This is a genomic window from uncultured Actinobacillus sp., assembly GCF_945915845.1.
Classification (GTDB): Bacteria; Pseudomonadota; Gammaproteobacteria; order Enterobacterales; family Pasteurellaceae; genus Exercitatus.
The window spans coordinates 22,290-48,711 of the sequence record NZ_CAMEFX010000013.1; the positions used below are offsets into that span (position 1 = coordinate 22,290).

General features: G+C 43.5%; 14 protein-coding genes. 8 read left to right on the forward strand and 6 right to left on the reverse strand.

Annotated elements, in window-relative coordinates:
* Positions 1-204 precede the first annotated feature (204 nt).
* The 5 genes from cas2 (Q0O89_RS04990) to Q0O89_RS05010 all read left to right on the forward strand — a co-directional run bounded on the left by cas2 (Q0O89_RS04990) (position 205) and on the right by Q0O89_RS05010 (position 3,593).
* Entirely contained in the window at positions 205-489 is a 285-nt protein-coding gene (gene cas2, locus Q0O89_RS04990) for a CRISPR-associated endonuclease Cas2 (protein WP_135710638.1), read from the forward strand.
* A gap of 9 nt (positions 490-498) precedes the next feature.
* Positions 499-1,572, forward strand: a complete 1,074-nt coding sequence (cas1, locus tag Q0O89_RS04995) for a CRISPR-associated endonuclease Cas1 (protein ID WP_135710636.1) — start codon at positions 499-501, stop codon at positions 1,570-1,572.
* A gap of 8 nt (positions 1,573-1,580) precedes the next feature.
* Positions 1,581-1,871, forward strand: coding sequence for a CRISPR-associated endonuclease Cas2 (gene cas2, locus Q0O89_RS05000; RefSeq protein ID WP_293730586.1), 291 nt, complete (start codon positions 1,581-1,583; stop codon positions 1,869-1,871).
* Positions 1,872-2,862: 991 nt separating this feature from the next.
* On the forward strand, positions 2,863-3,126 hold the full coding sequence (locus tag Q0O89_RS05005; protein ID WP_293730587.1) for a DUF1778 domain-containing protein: 264 nt from the start codon (positions 2,863-2,865) through the stop codon (positions 3,124-3,126).
* Positions 3,126-3,593, forward strand: a complete 468-nt coding sequence (locus Q0O89_RS05010; protein ID WP_293730588.1) for a GNAT family N-acetyltransferase — start codon at positions 3,126-3,128, stop codon at positions 3,591-3,593. The genes Q0O89_RS05005 and Q0O89_RS05010 overlap by 1 nt, the downstream gene beginning before the upstream one ends.
* A gap of 183 nt (positions 3,594-3,776) precedes the next feature.
* Here Q0O89_RS05010 and cmoB read toward each other — a convergent pair whose 3' ends face one another.
* The 3 genes from cmoB to Q0O89_RS10515 all read right to left on the reverse strand — a co-directional run bounded on the left by cmoB (position 3,777) and on the right by Q0O89_RS10515 (position 6,618).
* Positions 3,777-4,742 (reverse strand): tRNA 5-methoxyuridine(34)/uridine 5-oxyacetic acid(34) synthase CmoB, encoded by a 966-nt coding sequence (cmoB, locus tag Q0O89_RS05015; RefSeq protein WP_293730589.1) that lies wholly within the window; start codon positions 4,740-4,742, stop codon positions 3,777-3,779.
* Positions 4,739-6,253: a sodium/proline symporter PutP gene (gene putP / locus Q0O89_RS05020; RefSeq protein WP_293730590.1), complete on the reverse strand. Its 1,515-nt coding sequence runs from the start codon at positions 6,251-6,253 to the stop codon at positions 4,739-4,741. The genes cmoB and putP overlap by 4 nt, the downstream gene beginning before the upstream one ends.
* A 215-nt stretch (positions 6,254-6,468) precedes the next feature.
* The gene (locus Q0O89_RS10515; protein ID WP_366516018.1) at positions 6,469-6,618 is read right to left on the reverse strand and encodes a hypothetical protein; all 150 of its coding nucleotides are present in this window, start codon (positions 6,616-6,618) and stop codon (positions 6,469-6,471) included.
* 18 nt (positions 6,619-6,636) lie between these two features.
* On the opposite strand from Q0O89_RS10515, the gene Q0O89_RS05030 reads away from it, so the two are divergent.
* The gene (locus Q0O89_RS05030) at positions 6,637-7,773 is read left to right on the forward strand and encodes a transposase (RefSeq protein ID WP_366516019.1); all 1,137 of its coding nucleotides are present in this window, start codon (positions 6,637-6,639) and stop codon (positions 7,771-7,773) included.
* A gap of 157 nt (positions 7,774-7,930) precedes the next feature.
* The gene (rng, locus tag Q0O89_RS05035; protein ID WP_293730592.1) at positions 7,931-9,409 is read left to right on the forward strand and encodes a ribonuclease G; all 1,479 of its coding nucleotides are present in this window, start codon (positions 7,931-7,933) and stop codon (positions 9,407-9,409) included.
* A gap of 67 nt (positions 9,410-9,476) precedes the next feature.
* Here the strand turns inward: rng and Q0O89_RS05040 are convergent, their stop codons facing one another.
* The 3 genes from Q0O89_RS05040 to Q0O89_RS05050 form a co-directional block, all read right to left on the reverse strand.
* Positions 9,477-10,772 (reverse strand): HlyD family type I secretion periplasmic adaptor subunit, encoded by a 1,296-nt coding sequence (locus Q0O89_RS05040; RefSeq protein WP_293730593.1) that lies wholly within the window; start codon positions 10,770-10,772, stop codon positions 9,477-9,479.
* Between the two features lie 70 nt (positions 10,773-10,842).
* Positions 10,843-13,002: a type I secretion system permease/ATPase gene (locus Q0O89_RS05045; protein ID WP_293730594.1), complete on the reverse strand. Its 2,160-nt coding sequence runs from the start codon at positions 13,000-13,002 to the stop codon at positions 10,843-10,845.
* A 3-nt stretch (positions 13,003-13,005) separates the two neighbouring features.
* Positions 13,006-14,280, reverse strand: a complete 1,275-nt coding sequence (locus Q0O89_RS05050) for a TolC family protein (protein WP_293730595.1) — start codon at positions 14,278-14,280, stop codon at positions 13,006-13,008.
* 648 nt (positions 14,281-14,928) lie between these two features.
* Between Q0O89_RS05050 and Q0O89_RS05055 the strand changes: the two genes are divergently transcribed.
* Positions 14,929-26,422 (forward strand): Ig-like domain-containing protein (locus Q0O89_RS05055; protein WP_293730596.1); only part of this gene is annotated, 11,494 nt, incomplete at its 3' end.

Sequence of the window (26,422 nt, forward strand, 5' to 3'; positions counted from 1 at the left end):
AATTTGAAAATTTATTCTAAATAAGTTAATTAGAATATTTTACCACCTTAAATTTTAATCTAATCCATCAGTGAAAATTTTATCAAAATTATTACAAAGGAGAGTAAAAATGGGCGATATTTTAGAAGAAATCCAACAAATCATTTTTGCACATTGTAGTAATGATGAGCCGTATCTCTATGATCTCTTTAGGGAGGCTGAAGAATGGACACTACCCGAACTCGATATCTCATTGCTTATGATATAGCCGACAGCAAACGGCTTTATCGCATTCATAAGCAAGTGGAGGCTTATGCCATTGGCGGGCAGAAATCCTTTTATGAGTGTTGGCTAACGCCACACGAATTGGCAAAATTGAAGGAAAAAATGACCGCACTTATGGAAAATAGCGAAGATCGTATTTTTATTTATCAACTTCATCAAGACACAGAAGTCGAATTATTCGGCAAAGCAACATTACAATCCACGCAACCTTTTTTATTGATATAGGAGGGCATTATGTCTAGCTTATATATTGATCGCAAAGGCACGGAAATTAAAATGAGTGGTGATACCTTGGTTTGTTATGAAAATGAAGAACGGATCGGTACCATTCCTCTTGCGCCGATTGAGCGAATTTATTTGAAAGGCGATGTGAAATTACAGGCTTCGCTATTGGCTAAATTGGGAGAAAGAAATATTGGGATTATTTGCCTTTCAGGTCGTAAAAATATACCAACGTTGTTTATGTCGCAACCACACAATGACGCAGAACGCCGTCTCTCACAATATGAACTCTCAAACAATGAAGCGTTCTGCCTTGCTTTTGCCAAAAAACTGATCACGCTCAAACTTGTTACACAGAAAAATTGGCTGTGGCAAGCTTCCAATGCAAGACTAGATAAAAAAATCTTGCTTGTGCCAAAGGCAGAAGAGTTAGAAGGGCTCATCGGTAAGATTGAGCAACAGACAAATTTGGCATCTTTACGTGGTATTGAAGGCAGGGCGGCAAATGTTTATTTTACTGCGTTAAGCCTTTACCTTCCGCCTGCATTACGGTTTGCGGGTCGAAACCGCCGTCCGCCACGAGATCCGTTTAATGCGGTAATGTCATTAAGTTATACGTTGTTACATTCGGAAGCTGTTTTAACCGCCTATGGTGCAGGTTTGGATCCTTATATCGGTTTTCTTCATAGTTTAGATTATGGGCGTGAGTCGCTGGCTTGTGATTTAATTGAGCCAATTCGACCGCTTGTGGATAACTGGTTGTTGAGTTGTTTTCGTCAAAATATTTTGCGTGAAGAGCATTTTAACACCACGCAAGAAGGCTGCTTACTTGGTAAAGCAGGGCGCATTCATTTCTATCAAGAATATGAACGTGTCATTGCTAATTGGCGCAAAATGCTAACGGAAAATTGTTATGATTTGGTGCAATTGTTTAAGACTTGCCAATTGGATTGTTCGCCACAACGCCGTGCCAGCCAGCTTTCGCCAGCCAGTTTGTTGCAATATGAGCAAAACTGGAAACGCTTGTTGGAGAACTATTATTTTAATCAGCGCACAATGTTGAGTAATTATGAATTTTATTTTTAGGAGGCATTATGCATTTTTTAGTAGGTTATGATATTAGTGATGAAAAACGGTTGCAAAGAATTCACAAGGTAATGGCTAAGCACGCTACGCCTATTCAATACAGTATTTTTTTATTTGAGGGGGAGCGTAAGGGATTACAAGCCTGTATTGATGATGTAATGCGTTTTTTTCATAAAAAAGAGGATGATTTGCGTGTTTATCCGCTTCCTTCCAATGGTAAGCAATGGCATTTAGGGAAAGCGGTTTTACCCGAAGGGGTTATTTGGACAGCATTGCCGTTAAATACGCAGGTTGTCTAATTACGCTCGAAAAGTGCGGTGTTTTTTGTTATAATATCGCTGTTTTTGACAAGTGGAAGGAATAAAGTTGATTATTTTTCAATCAATTCAACAGCTAACTCTTCGGCTTCTCGGAAATCTTGGGGAGTCGTTGTTTAACTTATTGAAATGTAAGAAAAATAACCCCTTCCACAGTCAAAAGACCTTGCCCTGTATCAAAGGGATTGAAACTGAATTACCACAACCTTTCTTGCAAGACATTATTGTGTCAAAAGACCTTGCCCTGTATCAAAGGGATTGAAACGATCTGAGATTATCTAGATCCGCCATCACGTTTACGTCAAAAGACCTTGCCCTGTATCAAAGGGATTGAAACCTGATAGCCATAACCAGTTACCGCAAACTTCAATAATGTCGAAAGACCTTGCCCTGTATCAAAGGGATTGAAACTCTTAATATCGGTTTTTTCAGATCCCGAATTTTCTGTCGAAAGACCTTGCCCTGTATCAAAGGGATTGAAACTACGTCATCGCCACGCACTTATCTAAGTAATCGGTCGAAAGACCTTGCCCTGTATCAAAGGGATTGAAACTTAGGTCGTTCGTACAACTTCATCATAACCGTCGAAAGACCTTGCCCTGTATCAAAGGGATTGAAACATGGTAAGGGGATACGACTCCCCACTTCAGCTTGGTCGAAAGACCCCGCCCTGTCTCAAAGGGATTAAAACGGATCGAATACAACGACCATCTGCCCTTTGCTGTGTCAAAAGACCTCGCCCTGTCTCAAAGGGATTGAAACAAAAACTTGCTTAGAATGTCTAACTTTCATCTGGTCGAAAGACCTTGCCCTGTTTCAAAGGGATTAAAATAGAATGAAAGATTTAGTCGGGTATCTTGTTCAATTACTGCATAATGCTGCAAAAATTTAGTTACTTAGCGTGTTAATATTGCATACACAATCAATATACATTATAGTTTGTGTATTGATTGTATATCTTCGGAGAATAATTATGCGTACAGCAGCAATTAATTTAAGAGTTCACCCTATGCAACGGGATATGATTGATTATGCGGCTTCTCTGCTTGGCAAAAGCCGTTCTGATTTTATGTTAGACGTTGCTTACACCTATGCGCAAAACGTGATTTTAGATAGAACGGTATTTCAATTAGATAGTGAAAAATTTAACCGCTTTATTGAAGTGCTTGAACAGCCAATAGAAGAAAATGCAGGATTAGCCAAATTAATGGCGGTAAAAGCCCCTTGGGAGGCATAATGTATTCTGCACCTGAATTATTAAATGCCACTCATCATTTAGACGATTTTGATTGTGGCGAAGAAGCCTTAAATAGTTGCTTAAAACGCAATGCATTGAAAAATCAACAAAATCAAGCAAGCCGTACTTTTGTGATTTGTCAGAATAATAACGTTGTTGGTTTCTATGCTTTAGCGGCCGGATCAGTAAGCCATCAATTTGTATCAGGTGGATTAAGACGAAATATGCCGAATCCTATTCCTGTTGTCGTTTTAGGTCGATTAGCCATTGATTTAGCTCATCAGGGGCAAAAATTGGGGGCGGCATTATTAAAAGACGCTGTTTTGCGGGCAAGCGCAGTTTCTCAGCAGGTTGGCGTTAAAGCGTTGTTGGTTCACGCATTGAATGACAAGGCGAAAGCGTTTTACCTAAATTATGGTTTTCAAGTTTCACCTATTGATGATTTGATTTTGTTATTGAAATTATAAGGCTTGTTGATGTTTTGTGCGTATAAAATATGCTATTTTATACCTAGTATGCAAAATACGTATCAGGTTACGCCTAGTTGAGCAGCTCTGTCTCTCTAATTCTCAGCCCCAAAGGGGCTGATTTATGCATAACCCAGTATGGCTCTGCCATGCTGGGTTATTGATACCCATGAAAAATTCATCTCACTTATTCGCCATAATCACCGCACGTTTGGGTGCGGGGTAGCCTTCGATGGTTTTGCTGTGGTCGGTTGGATCTAAGAAATCAACGAGACTTTCGTTTTCGAGCCAATCGGTTTTGCGTTGTTCTTCAAGGCTGGTCACTTCCACATCCACACAACGTACATTCTCAAATCCGCATTTTTCTAACCAATTGATTAAACAAGGTACAGATGGGATGAAATACACATTTTTCATTTTGGCATAGCGATCGGCTGGCACGAGAGCAGTATGTTCATCGCCGTCAACAACCAGTGTTTCTAACACCAATTCGCCGCCTTTGCGTAATTGATTTTTCAGTTGGGTTAAATGATCCAACGGCGATTTACGGTGGTAAAGCACGCCCATAGAGAAGACCGTATCAAATACGCCTAAGGGTTGCATTTGTTCGATGCCGAGCGGAATCAGATTGGCGCGGCGGTCGTTGTTGAGCAATTTGCGCACCGCTTCAAATTGGCAAAGGAAAAGTTCAGTTGGGTCAATGCCGATGACCATTTTTGCCCCTTCGCCAACCATTCGCCACATATGATAGCCACTGCCACAACCGACATCTAAAATGGTGCGATCTTTTAATGGGGCAAGATGGGGTAAAACACGATCCCATTTAAAATCGGAACGCCATTCAGTGTCAATATGAATACCATGAAGATGATAAGGGCCTTTGCGCCAAGGCATTAGCTGTTTTAGATGATGAATAAGACGTTGTTTTTCGCCATCAGAGAGAGGCAAAGTGCGGTCGGATTTCACCGCACTTTTTAAATCAATTTGTTCCGCCGGTGTATCGGGAAGAAACTCGATAACCTTTGCCCATTTGGCATAATCACCATGGGTATTTTTTTCCCAATTTTTGAGCTGCAACGGTAAAGTTTCCAGCCAAGGCGATAACGCTGTGGTGGCAATTTGTTGATAAAATGGACGAAAATCAATCATTTTTCATCCTTATAAGCGGCGTCCGCTTTATGGAATGTGTCCACAATTTCTTGACTTGGTTTGCCTGAAATCAATGAAAAGACAATCACCGCCAAGGTTGCCAGTGCAAAGGCAGGAATCATTTCATAGACGCCATGCCATACGCTGTCCGTTGGGATCATTTTTTTCCAGCTAAACACGATAATTGCCCCTGTGAGCATGCCAGCCATTGCGCCGCTAGACGTCATCCGTTTCCAAAACAGTGAGAGTAAAACCACAGGGCCGAAAGCACTACCAAATCCCGCCCACGCGAATTCCACTAATTTTAAGACTTGATTGTGTTCATCTTGGGCAATCCAAATGGCAAGTCCTGCGATAACCAGTACCATCGCACGTCCAAGCCACACAAGCTCTTTATCACTGGCTTTAGGGCGAATAAAGCCTTTGTAGAAATCTTCGGTAATTGCGCTAGATGAAATCAGTAATTGGCAACTTAAAGTACTCATGACGGCGGCTAAAATCGCAGAAAGTAAAACGCCGGCAATCCAAGGATTAAAAAGCAGTTTTGCCAGTTCGATAAAGACTTGTTCACGTTCGCGATTGACTACTGTTGCCACCTGTGGATTAGCATGGAAATAAGCAATACCAAAAAAGCCAATACCCATTGCGCCGGCTAAACAAAGCACCATCCAGGTCATACTAATACGGCGTGCTTTAATTAAGGATTTTGCAGAATATGCCGCCATAAAACGCGCTAAAATATGAGGTTGGCCAAAATAACCTAATCCCCATGCCGCAAGGCTTAACAGTCCAAGAGGGGTGGTACCTGTGAATAAGTCCGTAAAGTCTTTATTTGCCACTTGTTCTGCCTGTGCCATCACAAGATGGAAATTATCCATTCCGCCTAGGGCGTAAACTACCACGACCGGTGTAAGAATTAAGGCAAAAATCATCAAGGTCGCTTGAATGGTGTCTGTCCAACTTACCGCCAGGAATCCCCCGATAAAGGTATAGGCAATGGTCGCTAATGCGCCATACCAAATTGCCGTTGAATAAGGTACGGCAAAGAGATTTTGGAAGAGTTTTGCTCCTGCCACCACACCTGAAGCACAATAAATGGTGAAGAAAACTAAAATAATGCTGGCGGATACGATTTTGAGTAAATGGTGAGAGGTGCCAAAACGGTGATGAAAATATTCGGGCAAAGTTAAGGCGTTATTATTATATTCGGTATGGACGCGCAAACGCCCTGCGACAAAACGCCAGTTGAGATAAGCGCCAATGGTTAAACCAATGGCAATCCAACCTTCTACTAAGCCTGAAACATAGACTGCACCGGGTAACCCCATTAATAGCCAGCCTGACATATCTGATGCACCGGCAGACATAGCGGTAACAAAGCTGCCTAAACGACGGCCGCCTAAAATATAGTCAGATAGATTGGAGGTATAACGGTAGGCAAGAAAGCCGATAGCAATCATACCTAAAATATAAACTGTAAAGGTTGTGAGTGTTGGATCAAGGCCAAACATTAGAAACTCCAGAATTTTTTACCGCACTTTTTGGTCACGCTCAAGCGGAAATTTGATTATAAAATTTGATAAAGCGCACATTTTACATGATTTTTGCTTGTTTTTCTATTTGCCTTCGTTATCCTTATGGCAGTTTATCAGATTATGTGCTGTAAAACTCCGTCCTTCAGGGCGGAGATATAAGGCACAAACGGCGTAAGCCGTTTCAAACCTAACTAATCAGGTGTTTGTTGTTGCTCAATGTATTGGCGAATAATGGAAATCGGTGCACCGCCGCAACTCCCCACAAAATTAAAAACGCAATGTCTACCATGTCTAATTTCAGTTTCTTTTTGCATAGACCAAGTGTAAAATGTTGAAAACATACATTCTAAACCTTGTCAATGCAACTACGCAAAGCCTTTAAGTTCCAGATAATGCCAAATGGTAGCCAAATCCGCAGAATTAAACAGTTCTGTGGTTGCTCTCGTTTTGTGTTCAATCGGGCGTTGGCTTGGCAAAATGAACAATACGAGCAGGATAACAGCTTTAAGTTCAGTTACACCAAAATCGCCAACTTGCTTCCACAATGGAAAAAAGAATTAGTTTGGTTAAAAGAATGCCATTCTCAAGTGCTTCAACAGTCTTTAAAAGACCTAGAGAGTGCGTTTAGAAATTTCTTTCAACAGCGAGCAGACTTCCCAAAATTTAAGAAAAAAGGTTTAAAAGAGAGTTTTCGCTTTCCACAAGGTTGCAAATTAGAGCAACAAAATAACCGCTTGTATCTACCAAAGATTGGGTGGGTTCACTATCGCAACAGCCGAGATATCGTTGGTGAAATCAAAAATGTTACCGTCAGCCAAAAGTGCGGTCACTTTTTTGTCAGTATTCAAACTGAATTTGAGTACGAAATCCCGACACATAAAGGCGGTGAAATCGGTATTGATATGGGCGTTGCACGTTTTGCTACGCTTTCAAACGGTGAATTTTTTGAGCCATTAAACGCCTTTAAAACCTACAAAGGCAAATTGGCAAAACTGCAACGTCAACTTAAAAACAAGGTTAAATTTAGTCAAAACCGGCAGAAATTAAAGGCGAAAATCGCCAAACTGCACCATAAAATGGCCAATTGTCGCAAAGATTTCTTGCATCAGACTTCAAGCAAAATCAGCAAAAACCACGCCATGATCTATATTGAAGATTTGCAGGTGTCAAATATGTCAAAATCAGCCAAAGGCACGGCGGAAACACCTGGAAAAAATGTTGCTGCAAAATCAGGCTTGAACCAAGCGATATTAGATCAATCTTGGTTTGAGTTTCGCCGTCAGTTGGATTACAAAACACAATGGACAGGTGGATTTTTAGTGGCGGTGCCACCGCAAAATACCAGCCGAACTTGCCCTTGTTGTGGTCATGTAGCAAAAGAAAATCGCCAAACACAGGCTAATTTTGAGTGTGTAGAATGTGGCTACACAGAAAATGCTGATGTGGTTGGAGCGTTAAATGTATTGGGGCGTGGGCGAGCTATCGTCCACGCGTAATAAAATATCAGGGCAGGACATGTCCGTAGAGCTTGTGAAGTGAACTTCATTAGAAGTCAGCAGCAAGAACCCACCGAGAGTAGCTCATTGCTTGCAATGGGCACTAGTAGGAATCCCCGTCCTTTAGGGCGGGGAGGATGTCAAGGAGAGTTTAAAGATGAATTCTGTTGAATTATTAGTCAATGTCACCCCAAATGAAACCCGTGTAGCGTTAATGGATAACGGTGAATTAAAAGAAGTGCATATTGAACGCCAAGCGAAGCGTGGCATTGTGGGGAATATTTATAAAGGGCGCGTAACGCGTGTGTTGCCCGGTATGCAATCGGCTTTTGTGGATATTGGTTTGGAAAAAGCCGCATTTTTGCATGCTTCCGATATTGTGTCGTACACCGAATGTGTGGATGAAAATGAGAAAAAGCAATTTGTGGTTAAAGACATTGTGGAACTGGTGCGAGAGGGGCAAGATATTGTGGTACAAGTGGTAAAAGATCCCATTGGTACCAAAGGGGCCCGTTTGACTACCGATATTACCCTGCCTTCACGTTATTTGGTCTTTATGCCGGAAAATAGTCACGTTGGCGTGTCTCAACGCATTGAAAGTGAAGATGAACGCGTGCGTTTAAAAGACTTAGTGGAACCCTATTGTGATGAATTAGGCGGCTATATTATTCGTACTGCCGCGGAAGGGGTGGCTGAAGTCGAATTAAAACAAGATGCCGATTTTCTTAAACGTGTTTGGCGCAAAGTGTTGGAAAGAAAATCGAAATATCCAACGCGTTCAAAGATTTATGGTGAATTACCTTTGGCGCAACGTGTTCTGCGTGATTTTATTGGGCAAGGGATCGAAAAAATTCGTATTGACTCCAAACTGTGCTTTTCAGAAGTGAAAGAATTTACAGAAGAATTTATGCCCGAATTAACGGATAAATTAGTGCTTTATTCAGGCAATAATCAGCCTTTATTTGATGTATACGGCGTGGAGACGGCGATTAATACGGCTTTAGATAAGCGTGTCAATTTAAAATCAGGCGGCTATCTCATTATAGAACAAACAGAAGCGATGACCACGATTGATATCAATACCGGGGCTTTTGTGGGGAATCGCAATTTAGAAGAAACGATTTTTAACACCAATATTGAAGCCACAAAGGCCATTGCGCAACAGCTCCAATTGCGTAATTTAGGCGGAATTATCATCATTGATTTTATTGATATGCAAACGGATGAACACCGTAATCGTGTACTGGATGCATTACGAGCCGCATTGGCCAAAGATCGGGTTAAAACCAATGTGAATGGGTTTACTCAGTTAGGGCTGGTGGAAATGACACGTAAACGCACAAGAGAAAGTCTTGAGCATATTTTATGTAGCGATTGCCCTTCTTGTCAGGGGCGCGGACACGTGAAAACTGTGGAAACCGTGTGTTACGAAATTATGCGGGAAATTATTCGTGTGCATCACCTATTCGCGAGCGAGCAATTTACCGTATACGCGAGCCCGGCGGTGGCAGAATACTTAATTAACGAAGAAAGCCACGGTTTACTTGCGGAAGTGGAAGTCTTTATAGGTAAACAGGTGAAAGTGAAAACCGAAGTTTATTACCATCAAGATCAATTTGATGTGGTTGTGGTGTAATTTTTTGACGACCGCCGTCCTTTAGGGTTGGCGGTCGTCAAGGTTGTAGACGTAACTAGGGAAACTCTTACCGTTCTTGTAATGCCTGTTTCATTCGAGTAATCGGTTTAATCAAATATTGAAACACGGTTTTTTGTCCCGTTTTAATATCCACAGAAGCAATCATCCCCGGGATAATAGGCATTTCTTTCCCCGCTTTATCGGTCAAATGACTACCGTCAGTTTTCACTAACACGCGATAATAGGCTTCATTCGGGTTTAATTTCAAATCACTTGGGCGTTTCTGATCGTGCAAGGTGTCAGGACTCAGCAACGTCACAGTGCCTTTCAATCCACCATAAATGGCATAATCATAAGCAGTGAGTTTCACTAATGCCTCCATTCCGGGGCGCACATAAGCCACATCATTCGGGCTAATATAAGCCTCTACCAACAACGTATCTTCAACAGGCACAATTTCCATAATATCCTGCCCGGCACTAATCACCCCACCAATGGTATTAATACGGATATTTTTCACAATGCCTTTCAACGGCGAACGAATCATCGCACGCTCCACAGGATCAGCACGTACCGCCATATTTTCACGGGCTTGAGATAACTCCGCTTCGATTTTAGTTAATTCCGTTCCGGCATCCGTAGCATATTTATTACGGCGTTCGGTTATTTGTAATTGCAAATCGCTTGATTGCCGCTTCATCCGTAGCAATTCCACCTCCGACATCGCACCACGCGCCACCATCGGTTCAGTCATCTTAATTTCTCGGTCTAATAATGACTTACTATGCGCCAAACTTTCCAAGGATTCCTCTAATGCGGCTTTTTTGGCTTGGTAAATCGCACGTTCACGTTCTTGTAGTGCGGTCGGAATATTGTCAGAAAATTCCAACGGAATATCGTAAGCTTCGGTTTTCAAACGAGCAGCCAAGGCTTCTAAGTTTTCCACTTTAGCTTGACTTTCACGCAATACCGCTGAACTTCGAGTATCGTCTAATTTCAACAATACCTGCCCTTTTTCCACTGTATCGCCTTCTTTAACCAGCATCTCTTTGAGAATTCCGGGGTCTAAACTTTGAATGACCTGCTCACGGCTTGTGGGAATAATGCTTCCTTGTCCACGAGTCACTTCTTCAATCGGGCTGTTATACGCCCAAATGACAAAAGCGATAAGCAAAACAAAAAAGAAAGAAATCGTAATAAAAATAGAATGATGCTTTTCCTGTTGCAATGCCGCATGCAAATCATTGAGCAAATGCAAATCTTTTTGGCTGATTGCATTTTTTACCGCCACCGCACTTTGTTTTATCTCTTCAGGCAAAGCTGTCTGAGCTTCCGACGGCGTTTGTTTGTTTTCTTTGTCCATAATTCTTATCCGAAAATCATCTTATATTGCCGTAGGGTCAAGGCAAATATTGACCCCACCATGGTTTATTTTAAGCACTTTGCGCCGTTTCAGCATTTGGTGCAGCAGCTTGTTTATCTTTTGCGGATAAATGTTTCAATACCGCATCACGAGGGCCGTCTAAAACAACCTTACCCTCTTCAACCACCACCACACGATCAACCAATTGTAAAACCTGTGAACGATGGGTCACCACCACCAACGTCCGCGAACGGCACCAATGTGCCAGCGCGCGTAACGCATAAACTTCAGAGGTTTGATCCAAACCCGTAGTCGGTTCATCCAGTAACACCACTCGAGGGTCTTTTAGCGTCATTCTCGCCAACGCGACCATTTGTTTTTGACCGCCTGAAAGTCCCAAACCGTCTTCGCCCAAAGGCATATCTAAGCCGCGTGGATGTTGACGGATTAAATCAATCAAGCCAAATCTCGCCAGCGCATTCAGCAAATCCTGATCCGTTGAAAAACCGTCCATTCTGGCTAAATCCAAGTTCTCGCGCAACGTACCAAGGAACAAACGCGGATTTTGTTCCAGCAACACCACTTGATTGCGCAAAAAGTGCGGATCGATTTGACGCAGATCCACATCATCAAGACTAATATTGCCATGCTGTGGTTCATATAAACCGGCCGCCAGTTTTAACATCGTGGATTTTCCGGAACCGATTTTCCCCAAAATGGCCACTTTCTCACCAGGTTGCAAGGCCAACGTCAAATTATTCACGGTAGGCTCGCCGTCTTTGCTGTAACCAAAAGAAACTTGATGAAATTTGACCGCACCTTGAATATGACTCAGCGTCACATAATTACGTTCCGTATCACGGTCGGTAGAACGTTCCACAATCCCATTCACCCCTTTTAACGCCAACCAAGCCTGTTGAAAGCGAATCGCCAAACCGGCAATTTGCCCCAAAGGAGCCAACGCACGCCCGGATAAAATCACACAGGCAATCAACGCCCCCATGGTAATTTTTTCTGCAGGATTATCGCTATGAATAAGATACGTTCCTGTTAGCACAAGAAAAACCGTATTCAACTGCTGCATCATCATGGTGAAATTAGTGACAAAATTACTGATATTTTTCACCTTAATCGAAGAAGCCGAAGATTTTGCCGTGAAAAAATCCCAACGTTTTTGCGCCCAATTAAAGGCATTATTGGTTTTTAACGTTTCCAGCCCTTCAATGGCTTCCACGGTTAATCCTTGGCGTTGTGAACTTTCTCGCATGGATTCATTAATAAAACGCGATAGTGGAATTTGTGCGAATAATCCCACAATAATTACAACAGGAATAATGGTTAAGGGAACAAAAGCTAATTTCCCGGCCACCAAAAACATCACAAAAATAAATAAAAATAAAAAAGGTAAATCCACCAGCGTTAATAAACTGGCACTGGTCATAAATTCCCGAACGGATTCAAAATCGCGCAAGTTATTGGCATAAGAACCGGAAGAAACAGGGCGTTCTTGTAATTTAATATTTAATACCCGTCGAAATAAGGCAGAACTAATAATTAAATCTGCTTTCTTTCCGGCAATATCGGTTAAATAAGCCCGTAATAATTTCGCAATTAATTCAAAAATAATGGCGGTAATTACCCCTAAACTTAATACCCAAAGCGTCCCATAGGCTTTATTAGGCACTACGCGGTCATACACATTCATCACATATAATGAACTCACTAAAGCTAAAAAGTTAATAATAAAACTGGCTAATAAAACTTGATAATAATAGCTTTTAAATCGCCAAATAACTTTAAAAAACCACGCCTTAGGTAATTTATATTCAGGTAGCTCAGAACGTGTATCTACGCTATCGCGCGGTTTAATAAACCAACAATGTTGCAAATAATTTTTATCTAATTCTTCTTCCGTTACCCAACGGGTTAAATCATCGGGTAAATGAATTTTATAACGACGCCCTTCATCATCTTCAATAATTTCAGTCACCAATGCGGCTTCTTCATTTTGTAAAAATAATAGAACAGGTACCGCTAAAGACGGAATTTCATTTAACGGACGTTTGGATAACGTATTTTCAAATCCCTCACTTTTTAAATATTCACGTAAGGAACTAAAATCTAAACTATTATCTTGAGTGCGTAAAGTATGGGAGGCTAACGTCGCGACTGATAAATTAGCCCCTAATAATCTCGTGGCGAGAGAAAGTGTTTCAATAATTTGTTTCATAACTTATTTAAAATTTAATTTAATATCTTGGTTTTTAATACCGCTCCAAGTAGAAATCATCCCTTGGGTATATAAATAATCTAATTTAGATTGGCGTAAATTATGTTGCGTATTGCTATAGGCTAATTCCGCATTAGATAATTCTTTTTCCGCATTTAATACATCCAACAACGAACGACGTGCCACATCAAATTGTAAGCGGTAAAAATCCACCACTTTCTCCGATGCCGCAATTTGACGTTTTAAGGTTTTTAATTGGCTTTGGCTTTCTTGAATATTAATTTTTGCCAAGGCCGCGCTTTCTTCCAAATCACGGGCAGTGCGCAATAAACGTTCATGCCCGGCGGCAATGGCACTGGCACGCTCACGCACAGTGTAATCCGCCGCGCGATCAAACACATCCCAAGCCACTTGCACCCCAATTTGACGGTCTTCACGGGTTGCCGACCCCACCAAATTCACACGCGGTAAGCGTTTTTTCTCTTCCGCCGCCAAAGATAAATTCCGTGCTTCTAAATCTGCTGCACCGGCTTGATACAAAGGGTTTTGCGCCTTATCCGTCAAACTGTATTTGTGATACAACTCATCGGGACTTAATTGCACAAAGGGATCGCTTAATGTTTCCGCCGAGATTTTTTTATGATTGTACTTAGAAAGGGTGTTCAAGGTCGCCGCTAATTTCTGACGGTAGGTATTAATTTCCTGTTGCACCATCAACATCCGCGTTTCCGCTTGCACAAATTCTGATTCGCGTCCTTCGTCGTTTTCCAACACCACGGAAAGGTCTTGCAAAATACGCTGATGACGCGCCAAACTACGCTCCATGACTGCAATAGACTCACGCATATTCAACGCTGTTAAATACAATTGCCCAATGGTATAACCCAATTCTTCGCGCGTTGCCGCGTGGTTGTGGCGATAATATTCCTCTTCCTTGCGGCTACGCTCAACATCTTTCTCAATGGCACCAAAAGCATATAAATTCAGTTCCGCTTGCACACCGGGAATGACTTTTTTCGATGTGTAATCGCCTTTGTCTTGATGATATTGGCTCAAAGATTTGCTTCCTGTCACGCTCACTGTCGGAAAGTGGGCGGATTTACTTTGCTCCGTCCGATTTCTCGCCGCTTCCACATCCGCAAGAGCTTCTTTGACTTCAGGCGCACCGGTTAAATTTTGTTGTAATAAGTGTTTCAAGGTTTCCGCTTGCGCAGGAGAAGCCGCTAAAAGTGCGGTCAAAATTAACGCAGAAACCGATGAGTAAGAAAATTTTTTCATCACAGCCTCCTTAAGGATGACAAAGGTCTTTTTTAGAAAATAACAAAAAATAAAACAGAAAAAAACACGAAATTTATGCTTAAGCAAAAAATACTACTTTTTTTGTGATTTAGTTCACAAAATTTGAGTTATGTGTTTGATTTTTTTTTTTTTTTTGCTTTAAATTACTACGCTAGTATAAATAGGACTGCTTATATTTCACAGGCTTAGCATTAAAAAATGATTGGTTGATTAACAAAAAATGAGCATGAAAATCGATGTGGGATCGATGTAAAAGTGTTCAGTATTTGATTTAAAATCAACCAATTTGTAAGGAAGTGCGGTGAAAATTTAACGGGTTTTTATACGCGGTATGCTCCAAAAAAATGATTGATTGTGTTTGTGATTCGGACAGGTGTTGTCGAGTCTGTTTGAAAAAAAACAGATTCAAAATTCACCGCGCTTTTGTCCATGATATTGCACGAAGTTTGTGCCCGATAGCATTACCTATCTCTCACCCATCACTCGCTGTATTTTTTTTGTGTGCAGTTGTCGCCCAAATAAGGACGTTTCAGTTTTTATCAATTTTACATGGAGAGAGGCCTCTCTAACTCTGTTCGTGCCAAATTTTTGGCATAATTAATTCATTATCCAATTGGGGAACGTATTATGCAAATGAATATTAATTACCACTATGCAAAAGGTACAGTAACTAAACATACCATTGACACAGCCGGTAATAAAACCACAATTCTTGACGCGCCGAAACAAGCGGCTTGGATCGAGTTTATCGACGCGAAAAGCGGTATTTCACCGCAAAAAATCATCACAAAACGTCAAGGGGATGATTTGCTTGTTTACTTTGATGAAAAAGAAACTGAACCGGATTTAATTATTAAAAATTACTATGCCAACGACGAACTTCCACCGATTTTAGGGGTAGATTCTCAAGGGGCTTATCACGCCTATGTGGCAGAATTAGCACAACCTGAATTAGCCCTTGATAAATTAGCCTCAGGGGTGACTTCTGCGCAAATTCTTAGCTCAGAGGCTTACAATATGGCCGCATTCCCATGGTGGCATGTGGGCGGCATTGCAGCCGGTTTGGGCTTAGTGGGCTTAGTCGCCGGTGGCGGTGGTAGCGGTGGCTCCAATTCATCGGCAAAACCGGAAAAAGTCGTTTTTGACAACAACAAAGAACCAGGCGATGGTTCAGTTTCTTTTGACCTTCCGGATATTCCAAACGATATTGTTCGTGTGGAAATTACTTACACCCCATCGGATTCCAACACCCCTGTTGTGGCGGTGATTGAAAAAGACCCGACCACAGGCAAATACATCTCTCGCGATCCGAATGTGAAAGTTGACCCGGAGAGCGGTAAAGTCACCATTGCAGAAGAACATATCCAAGACGGCACAGAGGTTTCTGTGGTAGTGACCAATGATAAAGGGATGAGTAGCGACCCGGCGACGACCACAGCCGGCAAAGATTACGCCGATGACACCCAACTTGAACAGCCAATCATCAAAGAACTCACGGACAAATCTGACCGAGCGGATAACAACCCTGAAGAATTAATCGTAGAGGGTAAAACCGAGCCATTGGCGGAAGTGACCATCAAGGACAAAAACGGCAACGTCGTAGGTAAAGGCAAGGCGGATGCGAACGGCGATTATCGTATTCCTGTGGTAGAACGCGACAAAGGCGATAACGACATCAACAGTGGCGATGAATTAACCGTAATTGCTAAAGCGGACGGCAAAAATCCAACGGAAACCAAAGTGACCGTACCTAATGCGGAAGATAATGGCGTGACCATTAAGCACACAGGCGATAGCGTTGGACCTGAAAACCCACCTGTTATCAACAAAGACCCAGATACAGGGAAAACTACTATCTCATTCCCGGATGACAATGGCGACACCAAGGAAGTGGAGATTGACTACACACCAAAAGGCGGCGACAGCACAACACCTGACCACATTAACGTAGAAAAAGACAAAGACGGCAATGTGAATGTGGAATACAAACCGGGCGATAACGAATTCCCGATTAATATTGACCGCACTTCTAACCCTGACGGCGGCTCAGAAACAGGCGTTACCTTTACACCGGAAAACCAAGATAAGCCGATTAAAATCGAAGTCGAAAAAGACAAAGGCGGCAATACGACTACCAATGTAGAATTAACGCCTGAAGGTCAAGATAAACCGATTAATATCGAAGTGAAAAAAGACGAAGAGGGCAATACGGTTGTCGAAGTGAAAGACCAAGACGGCAACGTCATTGGCGGCAAAGAAAAATTGCCGGATAACGTGAAAGTAGACGATAACGGCAAAGTGGAAATTGATACAGACGGCAACAAAAATACGCCGGATACGGTAATTGATGCCGATGGCACCATTAGCGTTCCACCGGGGGTTACTGTTAAACCGGACGGCAATGTTGAAATTGATACGGATAAAAATCCGGATACTAAACCTATTGTGATTGACCCTGAAGGCAATGTCACCATTCCTGATGGCGCGACAGAACCCGGCACCAATATTGATGCGACAGGTAAAGACCTTGCTGGCAATCCAAGCGACACTAACGGCGTAGTAAGCACCGAACCGGCTAATCCAAATCCGAATGGCGGCACCCCATTGCCACCAACACTAACAGCAAAAGAAGACGGTTCTGTGACAGTCACATTACCAACCGCGGACAAAGACGGCACACCGGTAAAAGACGGCGACAAAGTGGTCTTAACCTTTGACAAAGAGCCGGCGGCAGGTACCACCACAGCGCAAGGAGAGAAAGTCACCGTCACCTTAGTGAAAGACGGCGATACATGGAAAGTTTACCCGGCTACCACACCGGCTGACTTAGTGACAGTCAATAACGACGGCACCGTCACCATTCCTGAAACCAGCGTCGCGGATGCGTCGGTGGTGACCGCTTATTCTCAAGGCAAAGACGACAGAGCGGATCAAAAGAGCGCGACAGTGCAAGTAACAGTCTTGCCGGATGATGTCACCGCATTAAATATCAATAGCATCCATTTAAGCTCTCACAACGATGCCAGCCCGGCGAAATTAGATGACATTACTGAATTTACCTTAACAGGGTATGCAGGCAGCACCGATCCGTCCGCGAAAGTTCAAGTAAAATTTGGTGATAAAGTGATTGGCGAAGGCGTCGCGGACGAAAACGGCGGTTTTGCGTTGATTTTCCGTGAACCGGAAGGCGTCACCATCAATGCTCACGATAAATTAACCATTGTGGCAACCGCGCCAACGAAAAAACCATCAACCGCCCAAGAAAAAGAAGTGCCTGAAATTGTGAAAGACAGTACAGGTTACAAAAATGACGAAATCGCCCCTGAATCCCCATCTGTTACAGTCGGTAAAGACGGCGATAACCAGGTGAAAATTACCCCGAAAGATCCACAACCCGGGGATAAAATTCAGATTTCTGTAGTAGATAACGAAGGAAATACACAGGAAATTATCGTCAATGTGGACAAAGACGGCAATCTTGTGCCGGATACAAACAATCCAACAGCGCCGGCGGTGACCATTAAAGACGGCGTGATTGAGCTTGATCGCACGCAAATCAAAGACAACACCAATATTGTTGTCACTGAAAAAGATATTGCAGGCAATACTTCTGAGCCGGCTATCAAAAATTCCGGTTTTGATGAGGTAACGGCTAATCCGACCATTGACGAAATCGTGGCACACGACACAGATTTACAAGCAGATAAAAACCCGGAAACCTTTACCATTAGCGGTACGGCACCGGCAGGATCGAAAGTGATTGCACGAGATGAACAAGGCAATGTGATTGGTGAAACCACCGCCAATGCTGACGGCAAATATCAAATCGAAGCGACAGAGAAAAACGGTGTAGATATTAACGCCGGCAGCAAAATTTATGTTACCGCTCAAGAAGTAGATGGAGACGGCAAACCGACTAAAGGCGAAAGTGCGGTGCCTGCTGTGGGAGATGTCGGGGTAGCGACGACCCATGAAAATGACAAACAACCGCCACAACCTGCGGATATTTTAGATCCAAAAGACAATGGCGATATCGACATTAATTTACCTGAGGACGCTAAACCCGGCGATAAAGCGACGATTTCTGTGGGGAAAGATACCAATGGCAATGACAAATTAGATCCTGATGAAGTCAAGGATTCTGTCACCTTAGAAAAAGGCGAAGACGGCAAATGGAAACCTATTGACGGCAACAAGGATTTAGTCAAACCAACGGAAGATGACAATGTGGTCACCATTCCGAGCGACAAAGTACCAAATGACAGCGTTGTTAACGTAGAAACCGAAGATTTAGCCGGCAATAAAACCACAACGGAAGACAAAATAGACAACAAACTTCCGCAAACGGCTATGCCAACGGATATTCGCGTCACCGCAAAAGACGAAGACAATCCGGCGGACGGCGAACCGGATAGTATGACGGTCACAGGCAAAGCGGAGCCGAATTCTATCATCACCGTCAAATTAAACGGTAAAGAATATACCGGACAAGCGGATGACAAAGGCGACTTTAGTCTCAAGGTGGCGGCTGAGGATCTTAAAGTTGGCGACAGCTTTGAAGTCAAAGCTCAAGCACCAAATAAAACCCCAAGCGAACCGGTCACAACAGGCGCGGACGGCAAAGGTTTAACTGTGCCGAACGCGACAGAATTTGCCGACAATGTCGATCCGAACAAAGCCGAAATTGGCGACAAAACCGATGACGGCGATATTCCGGTTAAATTGGATAAAAATGCGCAACCGGGCGATCGATACACCATTCATGTGGGTAAAGATACTGATGGCAATGGCAAATTAGATCCAAACGAAATAATCGATTCTGTTACCTTGGAAAAACAAGAGGACGGCAGTTGGAAACCGGTGAGCGGCAATGAAGATTTGGTGAAAAAACCGATCGAAAATAACACCGCACTTATCCCAAGCGACAAAGTGGAAGACGGCGACAAAGTCAAAGTAGTAGGTAAAGACAATGCCGGCAATACCAGCGAAGTCGAGAAAACCGTAGGCGACAACACCCCTGCTGTCACGCCAACGGAAAAAACGACTGCGCCTGTGATTGACGAAATCAAAGCCATTGACACGGATTCTGTTGCCAATAACAACCCTGAAAAAGTCATTGTAAAAGGTTCAACCGATGAGCCAAATACCGAAATTGTGATCAAAGACGGCGAGGGCAATATCATTGGTCAAGGAAAATCTTCCGATAAACCAAATGAGCAAGGTAAATATCCGTTTGAAATCGAAGCCACGGAATTAACGGGCAAAGATTTAACCACAGGAGAAAACCTCACGGTAACAGGTAAAGCGGACGGCAAATCTGAAAGCGATGCGGCGAAGATGAAAGACGGTACAGACACCAAAGTACCGCCAGTGGAAAACAACCACGAAGGTCATCCAAACGACACGCAAAATCCTGAAGCACCGACTGTTTTACAGAAAGAGGGAACAGACGATGCGGAAGTCTTCTTGCCAAAAGATGCGGTGACAGGCGACCAAGTCTTGATTTCCAAAGATGTGAATAAAGACGGCGATATTGACGATAATGAAACAACGGTTATCGAAAAAGGCGCGGACGGCAATTGGACAATCAAAGACAATAATGATCCATTGAATATTGGCAATGGCAACATTGACAACAACAATGGCAAAGTCACTGTACCTGCGGAAACTGGTGATAAGATTATTGCGGACTCGAAAGATTTAGCCGGTAACACCAGCGGCGACAGCGTGACCATTTTGCCGGTGAAAGAGAAAAGCACCGCGCCAACCGACATTGAAATCACCGCGATTGACAGCTCAAATCCGGCGGACAGCAACGCGGAAGTGATCAAGGTGAAAGGCAAAGTGCCTAACGCAGCGGACGGCACCAAAGTCATCGTTTATGGGCCAAATGGCGAGATTTTAGGCGAAGGCACCGTCCAAGGTGGTCAGGGTGAGTTTGAATTCAGCGTACCGAATACTACGAAGCTCAAACAAGGCGATGCCTTAGAAATCAAAGCCTTAGAAAAAGACAAGGAAGTGAGCGACGCCGGCACAGGTAAAGATGGCAATAATACCGTATTAGGTGAAATACCTCGTACTGCTGAAGGGCATCCTAATGATCCAACAGGCCCAAGTGCGCCTGAATTAGTGAACGTACCGAAATCTGGTGCGGTGGCGGTGATATTGCCGAAAGATGCGAATCCGGGCGACAAAGTGGAAGTGAAATTCACGGATGAAAAAGACCAAGAACAAACGGTCACCTTAACCAAACAAGCGGACGGCAGTTGGACATCGGACAAAGAGGATGTAATCCCGAGCGTTAAAGACAATTTGAGCCAACCGCAAGTGGTGATTCCTGAAAACACCTTAAAAGACGGCAAAGAAGTCACCGCGAAATCTATTGACGGCTTTGTGGATGGGGCAGAAAAAGCGGCAGAACCGGTAACCGCCGGCGAAGACGCGAAAACCAATACACCGGCACCGGAAGAGGTGAAGATTACGCCGATTGATAAAGACGCTCAAGCCGATGGCAATATTGACGCGATCCGCGTGGAAGGAACCGCTGAGCCGGATAGCCTTGTTGTGATTTATCAAGGAGATAAAGAAATTGGTCGCAAACAATTGGAAAACGGCGAAACCAAATTCAGCATTGAAATTGGCGAAAATGCCGGCGAAATTAACGTAGGCGATCCGATTCGTATCGTGGCGAAAGCACCGGGTAAAGATGTGAGCGATCCTTACAATACGACTGTGCCAAATGATATTACTTTCGTAGATCAACAAAAACCGCAGGATGAACCTGTCGTTAAACCTCATGAGGCGAAAGGTGACGGTAGTGTCACCATTAGCGTACCGGAAAATCCGACAGAACCGTTTGTTAACGGCGATAAATTAATTGTGGAATATACCGATGAAGACGGCACACCACATACTGCCACTTTAACCTACAACGGGGTAGGCGGTTGGAAATCGGATGATCCAAATGTGCCTTCTATTCCAAAAGGACAGTTTAGCACCACTATTGCGGAAGAACATTTGCAAGATAACGCTGAAGTCAGCGCGAAGTTCAAAGATGTCGCCTCAAATGAATCTGATGAAAGCAGTGAGACAGCAGGTTATGACGAAATCACGCCAACGCCAACCGTTGAGAGCGTGACTGGAACCGATACGGATAACGATGGCAATCCTGAAACGGTTGTCATCAAAGGTAAATTGTTAGACGGCGACAAACCGCTTGCTAATGTTCCAATCACTGTTACCTTAGAAGACGGCACGGTGTTAGGTGCAACCGATTCGCTCATTCTCACTAACGAGAAAGGCGAATATGAAGTGACCTTAACAGAAGGTCAAAACAACGTTCCAAGCCCGCTTAACAAAGGTACAACATTTAAGGTGCGTGCAGAACAAGAGGGCAAAAAAGATCCTAGCGACGATAAAGTCGTCCAAGCACCGGCAGTCACCATCTTAAAAGACGAGATTACCGTAAAAGGCATTGACTTAGACGACCATTCTAACTCAAGCCCGGAACAATTCAGCATTTCCGGTACGTCAGAAAAAGGTGCGACAGTTTCGGCTTATATTACGGTGAACGACAAGGAAGTGAAAATTGGTGAGTTTGTGGTGGAGGCTGATGATGGTAAATTTACCTTCAAAACCACCGCACTTTCTGATTTAAATTTAGGTGATTTCAAATATAGCGTCAAAGACAAACCAGACGATACCAAAACGCCAACAGCGATCACCTTAAAAGCAGAAAAAGCGGATCAATCGCCAAGCCCTGTGCGCACCACAGAAGCGAAACGAGTCGACCAAGGAACCGGTTCGGACAGTGACGCAGCATTAAAAGCGGAAACTTTCCCGAATGATACTCAAGCGATTGATGACAAAACAACAGCAAAAGTGACCGCACTTCCGAATGGGTTTGGTGGCGCACGTATTGAGTTACCAAATGCCACGGATGAAACTTTCCTTGAAGTCACGGTAAGTTATCCGAAGAAAGACGGTTTGGCGGGTACAAATGACAATGTCACCTTAACTTGGGACGGCAACACTTGGACATCGATCGATCCGAACGTAATCCCAACGCCAACGGAAAAAGACGGCAAATTTATCGCTTATCTCGCACCGGATAAAGTGAACGAAGGCACGGACGGCAATAAAAATAGCGTTACGGTGGTGACACGCGACTACGCAGGAAACAAATCCGCAGAACAAAAAGCGGAATTGAACAAACCGGCTACCGATGCGATTACTGATCAAGATCGTACGGATCCACCAACTTTAGTGGCAGGTTCGGAGAACAACGCAGGTGATTTAGTCGCCACACCGGGCGCGGATAACGACAAATTGGAATTGAAATTTGTGGATGACAAAGGTAAACCGCAAACTCTCACCATTGTGAAAGATCCGATTGCCGGCGAATGGAAAATCGAGGGCGAAAACCCAACCGGGGCAACCCTAGATAAAACCACGGGTACGATTACTGTTCCGGCTAATAAAGTCGAAGATCGCTCAGAGGCGGAAGCAATTGGTCACAAAGGCGACAAACCGTCAACAGATAAATTTAATGATGCTAACGGTCTTTCAAGAGAAGTTCATGTAACAGTTAGAGCTAATGCGGACGATGCAACGCCGAATGAAGCAGACGCGCCAACGGTAACCGGCTATAAAGATGTACTAGAGGGCGGTGAGAACTATCAACTTAAAGGCGGTGCTACTGTCAAAGTGGGCGGCGATAATGTTGAAGTGATCATCAACGCCAAAGGCTATGTGGAAGAGATGAAAGGTGCGGACGGTGCTTATCATACTTCCGGCTTAACTGTTGCGCCTGTGACTAATGAGACCGACCCACAAGCAACGTCTAAAGTCACCGAAAAAGACATTGTGATCCGTGCGCAAAAAGATCCGGCTACAGGCGAATGGACATTACAAGGCGCGACAAAAGACGAGTTCACCAAAGCACAAACGCTTACGGAAGAGGAGAAAACAGGTCTATCTGATGAAGAGCAAGCGGTGAAATTAGCGGAGAAAAAAGCGAGCATTTGGAATGAAATCCCAAGTGATATTGCGACTGTGGATAAAGACGGCAATATCACCTTAAAACCAAATGCCTTAGTGGATAATTCCGCGGTTAGCGCGAAAGGTTACAACGCGAAACATAAAGAATCGAGCGAAGCCAAAGTGGATGACATCGGGGCAGAGCCGAGAGGTAAAGACGTGGATGCGGATGAACCGGAAATACCACAAACCAATCGTGATGGTTCAATGTCTATCACCCCGGGGGCAGATAACCACAAGGTGAAAGTGACTTATACCAAGGACGGTCAAACGAAAACCTTAGAGATTGAGAAAGACACTACGGGCACGGACGGTCAAGTAGAGTGGAAAGTCAAAGACGGCGCTGCTTTACCTGAGAATGTCACCTTGGATAAATCAACGGGTAAATTACACTTCCCGAAAGGCACCGTGGATGTGAACACGGAGATGACGGCGGTTGGTACTAATAATGACGGTTACGAGAGTGATACGGTTAGCAAGCCGGTATTAAAAGACCCAACGCCATTTGCCGATGCGCCGCAAGCGGTGGTAGATGGCGATAAAGTGGTCGTTACACCGGGGGCGGATTCGGAAAAAGTGAAAATTACCGGTACAACCAATGATCCGGTCACCATTGTCAAAGGGGATAATGGCGAATGGAAATGGGAAAACGGCACGGAACCTAATGGTTTCAAACTTGATCCGAAAACAGGTAAAGTCACCATTAACAACGACAAGATCGGTCAAGACGGTATTGTTGCTAAGGCGACGGATGGTTATGAGCCAACGCCAAAAACTGCAGAATCCAATAACGGCAAACCGGTGAAACCGTTTGTGAAAGACGATACAGCAGGCTCCACGGAACCCCCAGAGCTTACACCGATTCAAGATGGTGAAAAACAAGGCGCGATGACGGTGAAACCGAAAGGTGACCATGTTGAAGTGAAAGTGACTTACACGGATGAACAAGGCAACAACGGTAGCATTACTGCCGTGCGCGATCCGCAAACAGGTAAATGGAGCTTGGCGCCAACGGTGAAAACCGAAGAGAAAAACGGGGAAATGGTTACCACTAAAGAACCTGTTCCACCAAGCAGAGCAGTTATCGACAAAGTTACCGGTGAAATCACGTTAATGGCGGATGAGTTGAGTGATGGCAAGGAAGTGAAAGCCGTTGGTAAGGATGTGAATGGTAATACGAAAGAGGGCGTGGCGAACGCGGCAACGGATCCTGACAACAAACCATTACCAGAGGAAGAACAACCGCAAGATAACCCAATTGTGATTCCAACACCGACACCGGAAACACCGACATTATTTGAAAACCGCGGTGCGGGTGAAGTGAAAATCACCGCAGGAAAAGGCGTGGACTACATTAGTTTCAATGTGGAATTGGATGTTCGTGAAGAAGGTACCAACCAAACTCAACATGGTGCATTTGTAAACTATGTTTTAGTGAAAAATGACGAAGACCAATGGGAACAATATGTTTACCGCATTGTTGATAAAAATAACAACGGTAGTATTGATGAGAATGAAGGTGATGACTTCGTAGATATTACCAACGCGGCAAGTACCTTAAAAATCGATATGTCACAAAGTACAGACGGTGTCTTTACCTTGAAAAACGGCACTGTTGGTGCGCCTGATGGTCACAACCCTAATGCTACCTATATTAGCCGTTTGGCAGCGACTGCAGGTGATAAAGTAACGCCTAATGGTAAACAAGGTAAGATCTTTGGCATTATGATTGGTCGTGAAGGTGAAGAATTTATTGATTTACCGAACGACAATACCTCAGATAAACGATTAGTGGTGTTGAGTGATAAGGGCAGCATTGATGATTTTGATATTGTGACGACAAATAGTGATGGCACAGGGGCAAGTAATGCACCGCTTTATCATCATGTGTTGTCAAACGGTTCGGATTTAACTTCACCGGTAATTACTGTGGGTAAAAATGCGGATAATAAAACAACATTAAAAATCAAGTTCGATCCTGATACTTATGCAATGAGTTTTGCAAGTACGGTTTATGATTCGTCATATGCACCAACTTATCTGGATTATCCAGGATTCAACTTGTATCGTGATGCCGGAATTTGGAAAAATAGTAATTCGATTTCAAAACAGATAACCCAAGTGGATCCGAATGACAATAATGTTGTGCTTATTCAACCAACAGATAATCTCCATTTTTATTATGATCATGAGGCGAATAATGCTTATCGTTGGTTGACAGCGGTTAAATATGGAGCTAAGGATACCGAAGGATTAACTTTAGGCGATTTCTTCCCGATTGATGCTAGTGGTAATGGCAATAAAGCGATTGGTTTACCAAACATAGATCTTTCTAAAGCCACTGATGGCTTAACGCCGGGACAACCTAGACCGCCTCAACCAGTTGAGCCGACAGATAACGCAGAAAAAGTGGATAAGCCAACAGCGGAAGTTGACCAAGCTCATCAAGGCGGCGTAAAAGTTAAACCTGCTCAAAATAACAGCGGTAGTAAATATCGTGTGGATTATCTGGATGAAACAACCGGTGAGCCAAAAGTTATCAATGTTAAGAAAGAGGGGGGTAAATGGAAATTTGATCCAGATGGCTCAACAGGCAGTATTGATAATGCCAAAATTAAACTTGATGAAAACACAGGTGAATTAACCTTTGCCCCTGAGGCGGTTGCTGATGGTGGTATTGTCACTATTACGGTATTCGATAGCCAAGATAGACCTCGTGTGAACAATTCAGTTGTGGCATTAGATGAACCATTACCAAATGTGACCATCGAGCAAGATAGCACACAAACTAATATTGGTGGTGTGGTCAGTAAAGTGATTTCAGGTACAAATAAATTTGAAGTTCGCTTCACAGACGAAGGCCGTAACAACACTTCAACCTTGCCGAAAGATCACGTATTGGTTTACGAGAAAAAAGGCGGTAAGTGGGAATTGGTGAGTGTTGACGGCGATAGTAGTAACAAGAAAATCAAAATTAACGGCGAAGAGAAAGATCTTTCTCAAGCCGATAATGAGACGATCAAGTTAGATGCCAACACGGGACAAGTCACCTTTGACAAAGACGCCATTGGCGATAAAACCA